The organism is Massilia terrae, from assembly GCF_024753145.1.
GTDB lineage: Bacteria > Pseudomonadota > Gammaproteobacteria > Burkholderiales > Burkholderiaceae_D > Telluria > Telluria terrae.
On record NZ_JANUGU010000001.1, the window covers coordinates 1,596,470 to 1,614,213 of the forward strand.

Below are 17,744 nucleotides of genomic sequence, written 5' to 3' on the forward strand. Positions count from 1 at the left end.
ATCTATCGATGCGCGTTTTGATTCGTTGGCCCGGCAGTTGTGCGTTCCTAGAATGGTCCCTTCGCACAACAGCCAACGAAGCACATGCCAGCCCTATTCGAACCTGCCCGCCCGCGCGAAGCGACAATCCTCCAGTTCAACGCCGCACTCGGCGCCGAAGTCCTCGGCCTGGACCTGGCCGCACCGCTGCCGTACGAGGAATTCGCCCGCATCCACCGCGCCCACCTCGACCACCACGTCCTGATTTTCCGCGACCAGCGCATCACCCCGCGGCAGCAGATCGCTTTCAGTCGCCGCTTCGGCCGGCTCCAGGTCCACGTGCTCAAGCAGTTCCAGCTGCAAGGCCACGAAGAGGCCATGGTCATCTCAAACATCAAGGAGAACGGCAAGCCGATCGGACTCGGCGACGCCGGCCACATGTGGCACTCGGACCTGTCGTACAAGGAGCTGCCCAGCCTTGGCTCGCTGCTGCATGCGCAGGAACTGCCGCGCAACGGCGGCGACACCCTGTTCGCCAACATGCACCTCGCCTGGGACGAACTGGCGCCGCCGCTGCGCCGCGCCGTCGAGGGCCTGCGGGCCGAGCACAGCTACCTGGCCAATTACGCCGAGCTGCAAAAACGCAGCCCGTGGCGCCCGAACCTGACGCCGGAGCAGATCGCGGAAGTGAAGGCGGTGGCGCATCCGGTGGTTCGCACCCACCCCGAAACCGGCCGCAAGGCGCTGTTCGTCAGCGAGCATTTCACCACGCGGATCCTCGGCATCCCCGAGGACGAGAGCCACGACCTGCTGGCACAGCTGTTCTCCCATTCAGTGCGCCCGGAATTCGTGTACCGTCACCGCTGGCTGCCGCACGACCTGGTGTTCTGGGATAACCGCTCGGTGATGCACCTCGCAGCCGGCTGTCCGGACGACCAGCGCCGCAAGTTGTACCGCACCACCATCGAGGGCGACGCCCCGTACTGAAAAACGAGCAAAGGAGCTGGCATGGGCCGCTTATCGGATTTTCGCATCCTGGTCGCGCCAGGCCTGTACGGCAGCGACGAGAGACACTGGCAGACGCGCTGGGAGGCGCTGCATCCCGCGTTCGAGCGGATCGAGCAATGGCGCTGGGACTGCCCGGACCTGTTCGCGTGGTCGGCGCAGGTGGGCCACGCGCTGCGCCGGTCAGCGCGGCCCGCGATCGTGGTCGCCCACAGCTTCGGCTGCCTCGCGACCGTGCACCGCGCTGCCGCCGGGGCGCCCCAGCTGGCGGGCGCGCTGCTGGTTGCGCCTGCCGACCCCGCCAAATTCGGCATCGTCCGAGAGCTGAAAGTAGGCCAGCTACCGGTCCCCTCGCTCGTCGTCGGCAGCGAGAACGATCCTTGGCTGACGGCCGAGCGGGCGCGCCTTTGGGCCTCCGAATGGGACAGCGATTTCGTTAACGCCGGGGCGCTGGGCCACATCAACGCGGAATCCGGGCTGAACGACTGGCCGGCCGGGATCGAGCTTCTCGATGCCCTGGCCGCGCGCATTCAACACGTGCCGGCGTGCCGGTGTGGCCGGGATGATCGCAGCATGCGCGCGTAATCGAGCTCCACGATCAGCGCGATGATTATTGTGTAGCCGGACGCACGCCGGCTTCCCGTGCATTGGTTAATATGCGTATCGTCCAACCAAGCTCGAATACCAATGCACATTCGCCAGATCACGCTCGTCACGCTGATGGCTACAAGCAGCGCCTGCGCCCAGCCAACCGGCGCCACCGCGCTCACGCCGCCGATGGGCTGGAACCCGTGGAACGCGTTCCATACAGAAGTCTCCGAGTCCAAGATCCTGGCCGTCGCCGAAAAGCTGAAGCAGTCCGGCCTGGCCGATGCGGGCTACGTCTACGTCAACATGGACGATGGCTGGTGGCTGCGGCGCCGCGCCGACGGCGGCATCGATGTCAGGACCAGCATGTTTCCCAGCGCTGACCTGGGCAATGGGAAAACCAGCATGCGCCCATGGGTCGACCGCCTGCACGCGATGGGACTGATGGCAGGCATCTACACGGACATCGGCCGCAATTCGTGTTCACAGGCGTGGGAGGCGAAGTCGCCGAACCTGCCGGTCGGCTCGCAGACGGAGCGCGAGATCGGCACCTACGGCTACCAGCAACAGGACATGCGTCTGCTGCTCGGCGACTGGAACTTCGACTACGTGAAGATCGACGCCTGCGGCCTCGCCGACTACGGCAGCGACAAGCGCTTTGTGGGTGATGGCAGCTACCGGGCCTTCGAACCGATCATGATCCGCAACCATCCCGAACGCGGCGACTCGAAAGAAGTGGAGGCGCTGTACGCCAGGCTGAAGCGCGCACTGGTGGAAGCGCGGCCGCTTGGCGATTACGTGCTGTCGATCTGCACCTGGGGCGAGGCTTACGTCAACGATTGGGGCGGCCACTACGGCAACCTGTGGCGCACCAGCGCCGACATCCGGGCCTCGTGGTCGTCGATGCTGCAAAATTTCGACAGTGCGGCATCGCGTCCGCTGTACGCGGGACCTGGCCACTGGAACGATCCGGACATGCTGGAGATCGGCCTCGGCGACTTCGACGCCTCCCATCCTGTCGAGGCGCGTGCGCACATGTCGCTGTGGGCCATCATCAGCGCACCGTTGATCCTCGGTGCAGACCTGAGCACGGCGCCGCAAAGCGTATTCGACATCGTCGGCAACCGCGAAGTCATCGCCATCAACCAGGACCCGGCCCGCAACCAGGGAGTGACCATCGCCCGCGATGGCGATACGCAGGTAATCGCCAAGACGCTCGCCCAGCCGGGCCGCAAAGCGGTCGCACTGGTCAACCGTGGCAAGAGTCCACGCACCGTGAGCGTGTCGCTGGCGCGGCTGAACCTGGCCTCGGCCACGGTCCGCGACGTCTGGACCGGCAAGGAAAGCACCGTCGACAAAGGTGTCATCAGCGTCGACCTGGCGCCGCACGAGACGGCGCTGCTCACCGTGCAGGGCAAGCCGCGCCGCGGCGAGGTCGCCTACCTTGGCGAGATGCCGGCGCGCGTGCAAGTACTGGCGGACGGCAGCGATGCCCTGCCCGCCGCGCTGCGCAAGGCGTGGGTGCCGGTGCAGGCCGATGCGGCGCCCTCCGGTGAAGTGCTGGTCCTCGACGGCCGGCGGATCGAAAACGGGATCGGCGCATTGGCCAACTCGCGCATCGCAGTGCGCCTCGATGGCGCGTTCCGCCGTTTCCGCGCGACTGCCGGCGCCATGGACACGCCGGCACTAGGCGAGAAACCGGCGACGACCACGTGGCGCGTCTACGGCGACGGCAAGCTGTTGTTCGAGCGCACGGTCGCAGTCACCACCTCCATCGACGTGCCGGTCGCCGGCGTGAAGACGCTGGAACTGGCCGCGCTCAGCACGACCGGCGCAGCCGGTGTTGTCGCGTGGGGGCAGGCGGAACTGGCGCGCTAGGTGCAGCCCCGAACTCTCGACGACGATGAAGCGCCACGCCGCAGGCGGCGCTGGCGACCTTCGATTTCATCCTGCCTTGCGCTTCCCGCCCGCGATCAGGCGCTGCACGGCGCAGAAAACGAACACCAGCGCGCCGATCACGATCTTGGTCCACCACGAACTGAGCGTACCGTCGAAGACGATCAGGGTCTGGATCGTCCCCAGCACCAGCACGCCGGACAGCGCGCCAGCGACGTAGCCGTAGCCGCCGGTCAGCAGGGTGCCGCCGATGACCACGGCGGCGATTGCATCCAGCTCCGTGCCCTGCGCATGCTGCCCGTAACCCGACAGCATGTAGAACGAGAACAGCACGCCCGCCAGCGCGGCGCAGAAGCTGGAGAATGCATAGACGGCGATCTTGGTGCGACCGACCGCCAGGCCCATCATCGCGGCCGATAGCTCGTTGCCGCCGACCGCATACACCGACCTGCCGAAGGACGTGAAATGCGCCACCCACGCCGCCACAAGCAGCGTCACAAGCGCGATCACCGCCGACGTCGATACGAAGCCGCCGAAGAACGGCAACTGCGCCTGCGAGACCGCGACAAAGAACGGGTTATCGATCGGGATCGAATCAACGCTGATCAGGTAGCACAGCCCGCGCGCGAGGAACATGCCGGCCAGTGTGACGATGAAGGGCTGCAGCTTGAAGAAGTGAATCAGCGCGCCCATGCAGGCGCCGAACACGGCGCCCAGCACCAGCACCAGCGCGATTACGGCGGCGGGCGGCCAATGGGTCTTGTGCAGAAGCCAGGCGCACAGCATGGTGGTCAGCGCGAGCACGGAGCCCACCGACAGGTCGATGCCGCCGGACAGGATCACGAAGCTCATTCCGACCGCGATCACCAAGAGGTAGGCATTATCGATCAGGAGGTTGAGCAGCACTTGCAGCGACAGCAGCCCCGGATAGGCCGCGCCGCCGATGCCCAGCATGGCGACCAGCAGGACCAGCGTGACGATGGACGTAAACCACGGCGCGTTCGACACCGCCCGCATTGAACTTATCACAGCCGCCGTCATGCCGCCCTCCGCCGCCACAGGCGCTTGAATTCGGCCGACTGCGCGATGCAGACAGCGAAGACCACCATCGATTTGACCACCATGTTGACCTCGGGCGGAACGCCCAGCGAATAGATCGTGTACGTGAGCGTCTGGATGATCAGCGCGCCGATCATGCTGCCAACGAGGCTGAACTTGCCCCCTGCGAGGGAGGTGCCGCCCAGCGTCACCGCGAGGATCGCATCAAGCTCCAGCAGCAGGCCGGCATTGTTGGCGTCCGCGCTCTTGATGTTGGAGGTGACGATCAGGCCGGCCAGCCCCGCGCAGGCGGCGCAGAACACGTAGACGAAAAACACCAGCGTGGCCGTGCGCAGGCCGGCCAGGCGCGCCGCCACCGGGTTGATGCCCACCGCCTGGATGAACAGGCCAAGCGCCGTTTTCCGCATCAGCACGGCCGTGACTGCGAACACCGCCGCCACCAGCCAGAGCGAAACCGGCAAGCCAAGCAGGTAGCCCCCGCCGAGGAAGAAGAACGGCTTGTAGTACACGGTGACGATCTGACCGTCGGTGAACAGCTGCGCCAGTCCGCGTCCCGCGACCATCAGGATCAGGGTCGCGACGATCGGTTGCAGCTTGAGCCCCGCCACCAGCAGGCCGTTCCATGCGCCGCACAGCAAAGCAATGCCGAGCGCCGCGGCAAGCGCCAGCGGCAGTGGCGCACTGCTGGCCGCATCGCTGCCACCGATGAGGGTTGCCGCCACGGTTCCGGACAGCGCCACCACAGCGCCCACCGAGATGTCGATGCCGCGTGTGGCGATCACCAGCGTCATGCCGAGCGCCGCCAGCATCAGCGGCGCCGCGCGGTTGAGGATGTCGATCACGCTGCCGTACAGGTGCCCGTCCTTGACCTCCAGCCGGAAGAAGCCTGGCACCAGCACCAGGTCGAGCAGCAGCAGGAAGGCCAGCGCGGCGGCCGGCCGGAACAGCGGATGCTGCAGGAATGCGAAGCGCTCCTTTGCTGCCGGCGCCTTGAGCACGGTGTCTTGTACCTGGGCGTTCATTGGACCGTTTCCCCCGCGATGACATGCAGGACCGAAGCTTCATCCAGCTCGCCACGGCGGTATTCGCCGCAGGCCTTCCGGTCGCGCATCACGACCATGCGGTCGGATACGCGCAGCACTTCCGGCAGCTCGGACGAGATGAACAGGATGGCCATGCCCTTGCGGCACAGCGAGGTGACGTAATCCATGACTTCCTGCTTGGCGCGCACGTCGATGCCGCGCGTCGGTTCGTCGAGGATCATCAGCGTCGGATCTGTGGCCAGCCAGCGCGCCAGCAGCACCTTCTGCTGGTTGCCGCCGGAGAGCGTGCCGATCGGCGTCTCGATGCTGGCTGTTTTGATGCCCAGCCATTTCACGTAGTCCGTGGCGAGCTGCTGCTGGCGCTTGAACGAAATCGCCCGCAGCATGCCCTGGCGCGCCTGCAGCGCGAGGATCAGGTTTTCGCGCACCGACAGCGACAGGATCGCGCCTTCATGCTTGCGATCTTCCGAGCAGAAGCCGATGCCTTGGGCGATCGCGTCGCGCGGCGTATCGAAGGTACGCTCACGTCCGCCGATGTCGATGCTGCCGCTGTCGGCCTTGTCCGCGCCGAACAGCAGGCGCGCGGTTTCGGTACGGCCGGAACCCAGCAGGCCGGCCAGCCCCACCACTTCGCCGTGCTTGATGGTGAGATCGACCGGCTGCAGCACGCCTTTGCGCGCCAGGCCGCGCGCGCTAAGCACGATGCCCTCGCCCGCGTGGCTCGTCACATCGGCGCTTTCTTCAACGACGGCCGGCGCGCCAACCATTTTGTTCACCAGCGCCAGGCGCGACAGCTCGCTGCACGCGTATTCGCCTTCGCGCTCGCCGTTGCGCATCACCGTGATGCGGTCCGAGATCGCGTAGGTCTGTTCGAGGAAGTGGGTGACGAACAGGATCGCCATACCCTGCTCGCGCAGCGAACGCAGCACGGAGAACAGCAGCTGTACCTCGGCCTCGTCGAGGCTGGAGGTAGGTTCGTCAAGGACCAGCACACGCGATTCAATGTTGAGCGCGCGCGCAATCGCCACCATCTGCTGGATCGCGAGCGGATAAGTGGACAGCGGCGCCGCGACGTCGATGTCGACCTGCAGGCGCGCCAGCAGCGCGGACGCCTGCTTGCGCATGGTGCGCCAGTCGATCATGCCAAAGCGGCGCGGATATCGGCCGGTGAAGATGTTCTCAGCCACCGACAGGTTCGGGCACAGGTTCACTTCCTGGTACACGGTGCTGATGCCGAGGTCCTGCGCTTCCTGCGTGGAGCGCGGCGCAATCTGCTTGCCGCCCAGCGTGATGCTGCCGCGGTCTGGCTGGTAGACGCCGGTGAGCACCTTGATGAGCGTCGACTTGCCCGCCCCATTCTGGCCCATCAGCGTGTGGACTTCGCCCGGATAGAGGCGCAGGCCCGCTTCGGCCAGCGCCTTCACCCCGGGGAACTGCTTGTGGATGCCGGCCATTTCAAGGACCGGCGCTCCCTTGACTGCATCGGGCATGTTCGCCTCAGTACTTCCGATTCGGGAGTTCCTTGGCCGCCAGGTCGGCCGGGTACACACCCTCCTGCACGGTCACGCGCTTCGGCACCGGCTTGCCGGCCACGACATCCTGCGCGGTCTTGATCAGCAACGGCCCAAGCAGCGGATTGCATTCGACCGTGACGTTGAGCTTACCCTGCGCCATGGCCTCGAACGCGCCCTTCACGCCGTCGACCGAAATGATGATGATGTCCTTGCCCGGCTTGAGTCCCGCTTCCTCGATCGCCTGGATCGCGCCGATCGCCATGTCGTCGTTGTGCGCGTACAGCACATTGATGTTCTTGCCCTCCGACTTGAGGAAGGCTTCCATCACTTCCTTGCCTTTGGCGCGGGTGAAGTCGCCGGTCTGCGAGCGGACGATCTTCAGCTTCGGATTGGCGGCGATGACTTCGGCGAAGCCGCGCTTGCGGTCGTTGGCCGGGGCGGCGCCGGTGGTGCCCTGCAGCTCGACGATGTTGAGCTGTTTGTTAGGGTTCTTCTTGGCGTAATCCAGCAGCCAGTGGCCGGCGCGGCGGCCTTCCTCGACAAAGTCCGAGCCGATGAAGCTGACGTACAACGACTGGTCGCCGACGTTGACCGCGCGGTCGGTCAGGATCACCGGGATCTTTGCGTTCTTCGCTTCGCGCAGCACGCTTTCCCAGCCGGTTTCCACGACCGGCGAAAACGCGATCACGTCGACGCGCTGGGCGATGAAGGAGCGGATGGCCTTGATCTGGTTCTGCTGCTGTTGCTGGGCGTCGGCGAATTTCAGCGTGACGCCGGCGGCCTTGGCGGCGGCCTTGATCGACGCGGTATTTGCGGTGCGCCATTCGCTTTCGGCCCCGACCTGTGAGAATCCGATCACGAGTGGCTTGGCGGCGAATGCCGGAATGGCGGCGGCGAAGCTTGCGGCGGCGGCTGCAAGCAGCAGCGTTCTACGGGTGAAGGTCATGCCTTGTCTCCAGTATAGTTATGACCCAATACTAGAGCATGGGCCGATACTCTTCCAATCATATTTTTGACAGAATTGATCACTTTTTCGGTATCCACAAACTAGCGCAGCAGGCGCAATCCAAATAGCCGGGCGGTGCTCGATCCCGGCCGCGCGCGCAAGCTCACGACCAGCTTCCCATCCGCGCGGAGGCCAGCCGGCAGCGCGAACTCGCGCGCGTACACCTCCTCCGCCGCCTCGCCGTCCAGCCTCACCGATTGCAGTAGCTGTCCGTTGACGAGGATGTCGAACTCGCGGCCCTTGTCCGCGCGCGCGAACTCGAGCCTCAGCGTTTTGGCCTCTCGCTTGCGATCGGTGAGGTCGTAGCTGAACCATCCTTTTGCCTCGCGCCAGTGCCGCCCCTGGGTCAGGCCTGCGCGCGACTCGTCACCTTTGAAGAAATGGTCCGATTCCGGCTGCTGCTCGCCCGGCGCAACCTGGTCGATCGTCTGCGCGTCCAGCGCCAGGCGGGCGGCCTCGCGCTCACGGTTCTCGGCCATGATGCGCACCAGCCCGGATGAGGTGGTCTGCTGCCAGTAGAGCATGTAGCGCGAATCGTGCAGGCGGAAGAAGGGAATGAATTCGGTCGACGCGCCGGCCCCGCCGTGCACCAGTCCCGGCGCCACGAAGGTCAGCGGCTTGCCCTTCACCGGCTTGAACTTGTCCATGAAGGCCTTGGTATCGCTGACGAACAGCGGCGCCGCCTCCTGCGGGCACACCGGGCCCTTCGCGATGTGCCCCATCCGCGAGCCGTCGGCGAGAAAATCCAGGTGCTCATCCGGGAACGGCTTGGTTTTCGCCGCCAGCACGATCGGGCCGTGCAGCACCGCGTAATAGTTCGACAGGTCCGGCATCTGCTCCAGGTGAGTCGTCATCGGCAGCACCACGTCCACATGGTCGCCCCTTCGCCAATTGCGCTCGATGCTTGCGTAGCCGCCGGGCGCGGCGTTGACCTTGACCGGCAGGCCGTTCACGCGCAACTGCATCCGCCCGGCCGCGACCCAGGCCGGATAGCGGATCCTCATTGTGAAATGCGAAGACGAATCCACCGTGATGCGCGTGCTGTCCATATCCGGGAAGCGCGTCGACTGCGTGATCCGCGCGCCCTTCTCCCGCCACTCCAGCGTGGAGGGGATGAACAGGTTGACGAACAGCGCATCGCCCTCGTGCGCGTAGATGAATTCGCCGTACTTGGCATGGCTCTCGATGCCGGAACCGACGCAGCACCACATCGCCTGGTCCACCTGCGAATACACCCGGTAGTGGTTCGGACGCATCGGCGTGAAGTAGACGAAGCCGCCGCCCGGGCGCTCGGACGAGAGGATGTGGTTGTACAGCGCGCGCTCGTAGTAGTCCGCGTAGCTGCCCTTCTGCTGCGTCAGGAACAGCATCTCGGTCAGCTTGAGCATATTGTAGGTATTGCAGGTCTCCGGTCCCTCGACTTCCTCCATCATCGAACTGAAGTCGTTCGCGTCGTTGAAGTGCTCCTTGACGCTGTTGCCGCCGATGGCAACCGTGCGGTGCTCCACCACCGTCTGCCAGAAGAACTCCGCGGCGCGCTCCATGTCCGCGCTGCCGGTCAGGTCCGCGATGCGCTTGAAGCCGATCACCTTGGGAATCTGCGTGTTGGCGTGCAGGCCGGTCAGCCTATCCTGTCCTTGTTCGAGCGGCTGCAGCAGGGCCTGGTGCGAAAAGCGCAGCGCCAGGTCCATGTACTTGCGCTGGCCGGTCATCTGCGCGACGTCGGCCAGCACTTCGTTCATGCCGCCCTGCTCGCTCCTGAGCATGTCCTGCATCTGGCTGTCGCTCAGGTGCGAGGTGAGGTTCAGGGCCCAGTCGGACAGGGCAACCAACATCGCCTTCGCATCCTCGTTGCCGGCATAGCGCCAGGCGTCGCGCAGGCCGGCGTACGTCTTGTGCAGGTTGTACCACGGGACCCATTTGCCATTGACCGAGAAGCTGTCGGCATGCAGCTTGCCGTTCTCGATGTCGCGCCAGGCCTGCCGTCCGCCCGGAATGCCGCCGACGTAGCCGTCGCCATTGGCCCGCTGCGCGCGCTTCAGTTCAGAGACAAAGTAGTTCAGCCGCCGCAGCACCTCGGCGTCGCCAGTCGACGCGTACATCAGCGACAGCGCGGACATGTAGTGGCCGCCCATGTGACCATCCAGGCCACTCGATTCCCAGTTTCCGTAGCTGGGCTGCTTCGGCTGCAGGCCCGCTTCGCGCAGGAAGGGTGCGAGCAAGCGGTCCGGATCCAGCGCGAGGATGTAATTGAGATCGGCGGCCTGCGCGTCGAGGAAGGGACTTGGGCCGAGGCGCACGTCCTTCAGCGGGAACAGTTCGGCCGCCTGTGCGTGGACAGCGGCCAGCGCCATGAGCAGCGCGAAAAACTTCGTCTTCATTTAAGCAGCTCGCTCTGGTAGCGCTCCAGGTCATTGTGGTCTACCGCCGGCCAGCCGTCCGCGTCCCATTTCATCTCAAGCACCTTGAGCTTGGATTTGTAGCGGTCGGCGGTCTCGTAGGCGTGCAGCACCAGGTAGTCCTCGCCGTCGAAGGTATACGCGCCGTTATGCCCAAGCGCCTTCCAATCCCTGTCGCCTTCGATGACGAGCGAACCGCCGCCCTTGGCCATGTCGCGGCCGGCGCGGTCGAGATAGGGGCCGGTCGCATCGCGCGAACGGCCGATCATCACGTGGTAAGTGCTGTTCGCGCCCTGGCAGCATTTGCCGAAGGAGACGAACAGGAAGTACCAGCCATTCTTCCTGAAGATGAACGGCGCCTCGATCTCGGCGGGGCCGCCCTTCTCGTCTGCCGTGAACGAAGGCCGTTCCCGGCGCGCGATGGTGTGCCAGTCCTGTGGCTCGGCGAGATGGGTCCAGCTCTCGTCCAGTCTCGCCAGTTTGATGCCGGTCCAGAACGAGCCGAAGGCCAGCCAGGCAGCGCCCTTCTCGTCCTCCACCACGTTTGGATCGATCGCATTCCACAGGTCGCGGCCGGGCACCGACTGCAGCACCATGCCCTGGTCTTCCCAGCGGTAGTTGGGCGAGCACGGGTCCAGCGCCGCATTCACCGTCACACCGATGGCCGAGGTGTTCTTGCCGAAATCTGAAACCGCGTAGTACAGGTAAAACTTGCCGTTGTGGCGCTGGATGTCCGGCGCCCAGATGTGGTCCTTGAAACCCGGCGCGGCCTTGCGTGCCCATGCGGGAGGCGTGTCAAAGATGCGGCCCTCCGCCTTCCAGTGGACCATGTCGTCCGAGCTGTAGAAGCTGATGCCGCGCCCCGTGCTGAAGAGGTAGTACTTGCCGCCCTCCTTCGCCATCACGGGGTCATGCACGCCGACCTGCGTGGCGCCAGCGTGCACCGTCACGGCCAGCGCAAGCACGCCGGCGAATGCGCGCAGCACTGGCTTCATCACTCAGCCGGCAACGGAGAACACGACCACCGCCTTGGCCGGCACCTTGACGGTCAGCTTGCCGTTGGCGGCTTGCGCCGAGAACGGAGCCGGCTTGATCGCCTGCTTCTGCTCCATCGTGTTGTGCGCATCCATCGCGACCGCGGTCAGCACCTGGCCCTGCACCGACTGCGCGCTTTCGCCGGCGACGGACAGCACGACGTCGGTCGCTTCATGCGGGTTGGTATTCACCAGCGCCACGTACAGCTTGCCGTCCTTTGCACGCGCGGCGGATGCGCTGATGCCCGGGATGCTGGACGCGCCGAGCTTGTACGATGTGTCGTTGGCGACGGACACCGGCAGCGAGGCCGCGTCCTGGAACGGCACGTACATCTTGTACGCGTAGTAGGTCGGCGTGAGCAGCATCTTGTCCTTGTCGGTGATGATCATCGACTGCAGCACATTGACCATCTGCGCGATGTTCGTCATCCGCACCCGGTCCGCATGCGCATGGAAGATGTTGAAGTTAAGGGCCGCCACCACCGCGTCGCGCAGCGTATTCTGCTGGTACAGGAAGCCGGCGTTGGTGCCCTTCTCCACGTCGTACCAGGTGCCCCACTCGTCGACGTAGAAGCCGATCTTCTTCTGCGGGTCATTCTTGTCAAGGACGGCCACGTTGTCCTGGATATGGTTCTCCATTTTCAGCGTGTTCTGCAAGGTCGACATCCACTGAGCCTCGTCGAAGCCGGTCGCAGCGCCCTTGACCTTCCACTGGCCGGTGGGGATGGTGTAGTAGTGGAAGCTGATGCCGTCGGTGCGGTTCTTCAGCTCGCGCGACAGGACCTCGGTCCACCTGGTGTCGCTGTCGTTGCCGCCGCTCGCGATGATCTTCGGCCGCACTTCGCGCGGCGCCTTCAGGAAGCTGTCGTACTGCTTGTACATGTCTGTGTAGTACTCCGGCCGCATATTGCCGCCGCAGCCCCAGGCCTCGTTCCCGACCGCGAAGTAGGCGACCTTGAAGGGCTTGGGATGGCCGTTCTTGCGGCGCAGTTCGGCCAGCGTGGACTTGCTGTCCGAGGTCATGTATTCGATCCACTCGCTCATCTCGCGCGAGCTGCCGGTGCCGAGGTTACCGTTCACGTAGGCGTCGGCGCCCAGCATCTCGACCAGGTCAAAGAACTCGTGCGTGCCGACGGCGTTGCTCTCCTCGACGCCGCCCCAGTTGGTATTGACCTTCACCGGGCGCTTGTCGCGCGGGCCGATGCCGTCGCGCCAGTGGTACTCATCGGCGAAACAGCCGCCCGGCCAGCGCACCAGCGGCACGTGCAGGTCCTTGAGCGCGCCGACCACGTCGTTGCGCCAGCCTTTGGTATTCGGGATCTTCGAATTCGGGCCGACCCACAGGCCGCCGTAGATGCCGCTGCCGAGGTGCTCGGCGAACTGGCCGTAAACGTTCTTGTTGATGACCGGGCCGGGGTGGGCGGCGTCCACCGTGACCGTCACCTGCGCAAAGGCCGGCACGGCGGCGATGGCGAGGGAAATAAGGCTAAGCTTGAGTGCTTTCATTGGATTGTCTCTACTGTTTTTATATTTGCGCTGCCGCGCCGCGTGCTTTAGCTTTGCCGTCGTTCCCGCGTTCGCGGGAACGACGGTTAATCTGAAGCTTTGGCTTAGATCCAGCCCGCATCAACGATAAAGTCCTGCCCTGTACACATCCGGCTGTCATCCGCCGCGAGGAACAGCACCATGTTCGCCACATCCTGCGGCATCAGCTTGCCCGGCAGGCACTGCGATTTCTCGATCTCTTTTTCGGCTTCGGCGTCCACCCACAGGTCCAGCTGCCGCTGCGTCATCACCCAGCCCGGCGTCACCGTGTTCACACGGATACCGAACTTGCCCAGGTCGCGCGCGAGCCCGCGGGTCAGGCCCAGCACCGCCGCCTTGGTGGTGGCGTAGACCGGATAGCCGCCGTTCATCGCGTGGAAGGACATCGAACTGAAGTTGATGATCGAACCGCCGCCCTTCTTCTTCATCCCCGGGAGCACGGCCTGGCAAGTGAAAAACATCGGACGCTGGTTGATCGCGATGCGCTCGTTCCAATAGTCGAGCGTCACATCCTCGACCTTATGGCGCTGGTCGTTGGCCGCGTTGTTGACGAGGATGTCGAAGTCGCCGAGCTCCTTCGCCAGTTCGGCCATGGTCGATTGCAGCGCGCCGATGTCGGTGATGTCGCAGTAGCGGAACACCGGCTTGTGCTCCAGCCGTTCCACCAGCGCGAGGCTGGCCTCGCGCATGATGTCCACGAAGGCCACCACCGCGCCCTGCTGCACGAACGCTTCGACGATCGCCTCGCCGATGCCGCTGCCGCCGCCCGTGACGAAGACGCGCTTGCCCTTCAGGCTAGCGTAACTGGCCAGTTGTTCGCTCATAATGCGTTCACTTTCACATAGCGGGTTTCGGTGATTGCCAGGCGGTTGCTCAGCGCCGGCCCGAATGCCTCGGCCTGCACCTCGAAAGTTTCGCCAGCCTTGACCTGCACGCCATCGGCAAAGCTCAGCGTCGCGGTGCCGAAGAAGTGGATGTGGACATCGCCGGGCCGCTTGAACAGGCCGTACTTGAAGTGGTGGTACTCAAGGTTCGCGATGGTGTGCGACATATTCTGCTCGCCGCTGACGAAAGCCTTCTCCCAGCGCACTTCTCCGTTGGCATCGCGGATGCGCGACATTCCCGCCACGTGCTCCGGCAGTTCGCCCGCCAGTAGTGCCGGGCCGACGCCACAGCTGCGCAGCTTGGAGTGCGCGAGGTAGAGGTAGTTCTGGCGCTCGGTGATGTGGTCCGAGAACTCGTTCCCGATCGCGAAGCCGAGGCGGTAAGGCTGGCCGTCGTCGCCGATCAGGTACAACCCGGCGATCTCCGGTTCCTCGCCACCGTCCAGCGCGAAGTCGGGCATGTCGAGCGCCTGGCCGCTGGCGCGCACGATCGATCCGTCGCCCTTGTAGAACCATTCCGGCTGCACGCCCGCTTCGCCGGCTTGCGGCTTGCCGCCCTCCACGCCCATGCGGAACATCTTCATGCTGTCCGACAGCGCGGCGACGTCGCCGCCGATCTTCTTGTGCATGGCGTCGCGCGTGTCGGCGCTGCCCAGGTGCGTGAGACCGGTGCCGGTGACGTAGCAGTGCGCGGGGTCCGGGTGATCGAGCGGTGGCAGGATGCGGCCTTCGCTGGCGGCCGCACCAAAGGCCGCGGTGGCGTCGCCGATGCTTGCGCCGGCCAGCTCGGCCAGCTTGACGCGTTTGGCGATGGCGGCGCGCGCCAGCTGCAGCGTCGAACTGTAGCCTTCGATGATGCGCAGCGTGTCGCCGTCGAGCGCGCCGACGCGGCGCTGTCCGGAAGTGGTGGTGAATTGAACGAGCAGCATGGTGGCCTCCGGTCAGTGCGAATGCTTGGGAACGGCGGAGCCGCGGCAGCCCACAAGGAAGTCGAAGTCGCAGCCTTCGTCCGCCTGCAGCACGTGGTCCAGGTAAAGGCCACGGTAGCCGGTCTTGTCGAGTGGCTTCTGCGTGCGGGCGCGTTCCGCCAGGCGCTGCGCGATCTCCTCGTCCGACAGCTCAAGGTTCAGGGCGCCTTCGCGGCAGTCGAGCGAGATGATATCGCCGTCCTGCACGATGCCCAGCGGGCCGCCGGCCATCGCTTCCGGCGCCACGTGCAGAACCACGGTGCCATAGGCGGTGCCGCTCATGCGCGCGTCCGAGATGCGCACCATGTCGGTGATGCCCTGCGCCAGCAGCTTCGGCGGCAGGCCCATATTGCCCACTTCGGCCATGCCCGGATAGCCCATCGGGCCGCAGTTCTTCATCACCAGGATCGAGTCGGCGTCGACGTCCAGCTCGGGGTCGTTGATACGCTGCTTGTAGTGGTCGAAGTCCTCGAACACGACGGCCTTGCCGCGGTGTTTCATCAGGTGCGGCGACGCGGCGGACGGCTTGAGCACGGCGCCGCGCGGCGAGAGGTTCCCGCGCAGGATGCAAATGCCGCCGTCGGCGATCAGCGGGTTGTCCAGCTTGCGCACCACTTCGTCGTTGTAGATCGGCGCATCGGCGCAGTTCTCCCATAGCGACTTGCCGTTCACGGTTTGCGCGTCCGGATGCGGCAGCAGCTTGCCTTCGCCGAGGCGGCGGATCACGGCCGGCAGGCCGCCCGCGTAATAGAACTCCTCCATCAGGAAGCGGCCGGACGGCAGCAGGTCGACGATGGTCGGGGTGCCCTTGCCGATGGTGGTCCAGTCTTCCAGTTCGAGCGGCACGCCGACGCGGCCGGCGATGGCTTTCAGGTGGATGACCGCGTTGGTCGAACCTCCGATTGCTGCGTTCACGCGGATCGCGTTTTCGAAGTTCTCGCGCTTGAGGATCTTCGACAGGCGCAGGTCCTCGTGCACCATCTCGACGATGCGGATCCCGGACATATGGGCCAGCACGTAGCGGCGCGCGTCCACTGCGGGAATCGCGGCGTTGTGCGGCAGCGAGGTGCCGAGCGATTCGGCCATGCAGGCCATGGTCGACGCGGTGCCCATGGTGTTGCAGGTGCCGGCGGAACGCGAATGGCCCGCTTCGGCCGACAGGAAATCGTGCATCGTGATCTGGCCAGCTTTGGCCTGCTCGTGCAGCTGCCAAACGGCGGTGCCGGAGCCGATGTCCTTGCCGTTCAGCTTACCGTTCAACATGGGGCCGCCGGTGACGACGATGGTCGGCAGGTCGACGCTGGCCGCGCCCATCAGCAGCGCGGGCGTGGTCTTGTCGCAGCCGACCAGCAGGACCACGGCGTCCATCGGATTGCCGCGGATGGATTCTTCGACGTCCATGCTGGCCAGGTTCCGGGTCAGCATCGCGGTCGGGCGCAGGTTGGATTCGCCGTTGGAGAACACGGGGAATTCGACCGGGAAGCCGCCGGCTTCGAGGATGCCGCGCTTGACGTGTTCGGCCAGCTTGCGGAAGTGGGCGTTGCAGGGGGTGAGCTCGGACCAGGTGTTGCAGATGCCGATGATCGGCTTGCCCTGGAATTCGTGGTCGGGGATGCCCTGGTTCTTCATCCAGCTTCGGTACATGAAGCCGTTCTTGTCCTGGGTGCCAAACCATTCCGCAGAGCGCAGTTTGGGCTTGTTCTTGATCTCCGACACGCGGTTCTCCTCATTGAGCGATGAGGCATACTAATTTGGCGAGAGATATGTTTCCAATCAATTTTTTGACGGATTTGATATCAAAAACGGTATTAGCACCTCTCTGCTCGAAGAGCCGCGGTTTCAGTAGATTTCGGAGGCGACCGCCCGCACTGCGTCAAGCAGCAAATTCGCCCCCGGCGACAGCAAGCGGTCCTCCTGCCGGATGATCCCAAACGCATCCATCTTGCACGGCAAATCGATCGGCAAGATCCGCAGCACGTTCAGCGAGGCGTAGTACTGCGCCACGTCCACCGGCATCACGTGCAGCGAATCCGTCTGCTGCAGCAGCGTCGTGATCACCAGCAGCGCCGTCGTGTCGACCACATTGGCCGGCGGCTGCAGCCCCTCGCGGCGGAACATCATTTCGAAGCGGTGGCGCAGGATGCTCCCTTGCGGCGGCAAGATCCACGGCAGCGAGGCAATGTCTTTCAGTTCAAGCTGGGTGCGCGCGAGCAGCGGATGGCCCGGACGCACCACGGCGCAAGCCGGCTCCTCGGTCAGCTCTTCGTAGACCAGCGCCGTGGCGCTCCCCGTTTCCTGCACGCGACCGATCATGAAGTCGAGCATGCCCCGTTGCAGCTTATCGAGCAAGACATTGCTCGGCTCCAGTTGAATGCCCACGCGCAGCAGCGGCGCCTGCTCCTTCACACGGGCCACCGCGCGCGGCAGCAAGGCCATCGCCGGCGACATGATCACGCCGACCTCGACCTGCCCGCTCAGACCGGACTTCAGCGTGACCAGGTCGTCGTGCGCCAGCGCCAGGCTGGTCAGCGCCATGCGCGCGTGGCGGATCATGGTCTCGCCGTAGATGGTCGGCTCCATCCCGCGCGGCAGGCGGTCGAACAGCCGCACCTCCAGCATGTCTTCAAGGTCCTTGATCTGCTTGGACGCGGCCGGCTGCGTCATGTGCAGCTCTTCCGCCGCACGATGGATGTTGCGGAAATCGTCGAGCGCGATCAACAGCAGCAGCTGCCGCGTCTTCAGGCGCGCCTTCAGGAACCAGTTTGGATTCGGATTCATTTACGAATATTAACAGAGCAACATATTCATCGGACCAGCAGTTCAT

At 64.9% G+C, this 17,744-nt stretch carries 14 protein-coding genes; 3 read left to right on the top strand and 11 right to left on the bottom strand.

What is annotated here, in order from left to right; genetic code table 11:
* The first annotated feature begins 84 nt into the window (after positions 1–84).
* From NX778_RS06885 to NX778_RS06895, 3 genes are all read left to right on the top strand, one after another.
* Complete coding sequence (locus NX778_RS06885) at positions 85–966, top strand: TauD/TfdA dioxygenase family protein (RefSeq protein ID WP_258810929.1); 882 nt, start codon at positions 85–87, stop codon at positions 964–966.
* Positions 967–987: 21 nt separating this feature from the next.
* Entirely contained in the window at positions 988–1,569 is a 582-nt protein-coding gene (locus NX778_RS06890; protein ID WP_258810930.1) for an RBBP9/YdeN family alpha/beta hydrolase, read from the top strand.
* Between the two features lie 102 nt (positions 1,570–1,671).
* Positions 1,672–3,450, top strand: a complete 1,779-nt coding sequence (locus tag NX778_RS06895) for an NPCBM/NEW2 domain-containing protein (RefSeq protein WP_258810931.1) — start codon at positions 1,672–1,674, stop codon at positions 3,448–3,450.
* Positions 3,451–3,516: 66 nt separating this feature from the next.
* Here the strand turns inward: NX778_RS06895 and yjfF are convergent, their stop codons facing one another.
* The 11 genes from yjfF to NX778_RS06950 all read right to left on the bottom strand — a co-directional run bounded on the left by yjfF (position 3,517) and on the right by NX778_RS06950 (position 17,698).
* Positions 3,517–4,509 carry a galactofuranose ABC transporter, permease protein YjfF gene (yjfF, locus tag NX778_RS06900; protein ID WP_258810932.1) on the bottom strand — a complete coding sequence of 331 codons (993 nt, stop codon included), beginning with the start codon at positions 4,507–4,509 and terminating at the stop codon, positions 3,517–3,519.
* On the bottom strand, positions 4,506–5,549 hold the full coding sequence (locus NX778_RS06905) for an ABC transporter permease (protein ID WP_258810933.1): 1,044 nt from the start codon (positions 5,547–5,549) through the stop codon (positions 4,506–4,508). The genes yjfF and NX778_RS06905 overlap by 4 nt, the downstream gene beginning before the upstream one ends.
* Positions 5,546–7,060: a sugar ABC transporter ATP-binding protein gene (locus NX778_RS06910; RefSeq protein WP_258810934.1), complete on the bottom strand. Its 1,515-nt coding sequence runs from the start codon at positions 7,058–7,060 to the stop codon at positions 5,546–5,548. The genes NX778_RS06905 and NX778_RS06910 overlap by 4 nt, the downstream gene beginning before the upstream one ends.
* Before the next feature lie 7 nt (positions 7,061–7,067).
* Positions 7,068–8,030 carry an ABC transporter substrate-binding protein gene (locus NX778_RS06915; RefSeq protein ID WP_258810935.1) on the bottom strand — a complete coding sequence of 321 codons (963 nt, stop codon included), beginning with the start codon at positions 8,028–8,030 and terminating at the stop codon, positions 7,068–7,070.
* A 101-nt stretch (positions 8,031–8,131) separates the two neighbouring features.
* A complete protein-coding gene (locus tag NX778_RS06920; RefSeq protein WP_258810936.1) occupies positions 8,132–10,471 on the bottom strand; it encodes a glycoside hydrolase family 127 protein in 2,340 nt (779 codons plus the stop codon).
* Positions 10,468–11,484 carry an arabinan endo-1,5-alpha-L-arabinosidase gene (locus NX778_RS06925; protein ID WP_258810937.1) on the bottom strand — a complete coding sequence of 339 codons (1,017 nt, stop codon included), beginning with the start codon at positions 11,482–11,484 and terminating at the stop codon, positions 10,468–10,470. Before NX778_RS06925 ends, NX778_RS06920 begins: the two co-directional genes overlap by 4 nt.
* A 3-nt stretch (positions 11,485–11,487) precedes the next feature.
* Positions 11,488–13,029, bottom strand: a complete 1,542-nt coding sequence (locus NX778_RS06930; RefSeq protein ID WP_258810938.1) for an alpha-N-arabinofuranosidase — start codon at positions 13,027–13,029, stop codon at positions 11,488–11,490.
* A gap of 104 nt (positions 13,030–13,133) precedes the next feature.
* On the bottom strand, positions 13,134–13,892 hold the full coding sequence (locus NX778_RS06935; RefSeq protein WP_258810939.1) for an SDR family NAD(P)-dependent oxidoreductase: 759 nt from the start codon (positions 13,890–13,892) through the stop codon (positions 13,134–13,136).
* Positions 13,889–14,881, bottom strand: a complete 993-nt coding sequence (araD1, locus tag NX778_RS06940; RefSeq protein ID WP_258810940.1) for an AraD1 family protein — start codon at positions 14,879–14,881, stop codon at positions 13,889–13,891. Before araD1 ends, NX778_RS06935 begins: the two co-directional genes overlap by 4 nt.
* Before the next feature lie 12 nt (positions 14,882–14,893).
* Positions 14,894–16,636 (bottom strand): IlvD/Edd family dehydratase, encoded by a 1,743-nt coding sequence (locus NX778_RS06945; protein ID WP_258810941.1) that lies wholly within the window; start codon positions 16,634–16,636, stop codon positions 14,894–14,896.
* 123 nt (positions 16,637–16,759) lie between these two features.
* On the bottom strand, positions 16,760–17,698 hold the full coding sequence (locus NX778_RS06950; RefSeq protein ID WP_258810942.1) for a LysR family transcriptional regulator: 939 nt from the start codon (positions 17,696–17,698) through the stop codon (positions 16,760–16,762).
* Between the last annotated feature and the right edge of the window lie 46 nt (positions 17,699–17,744).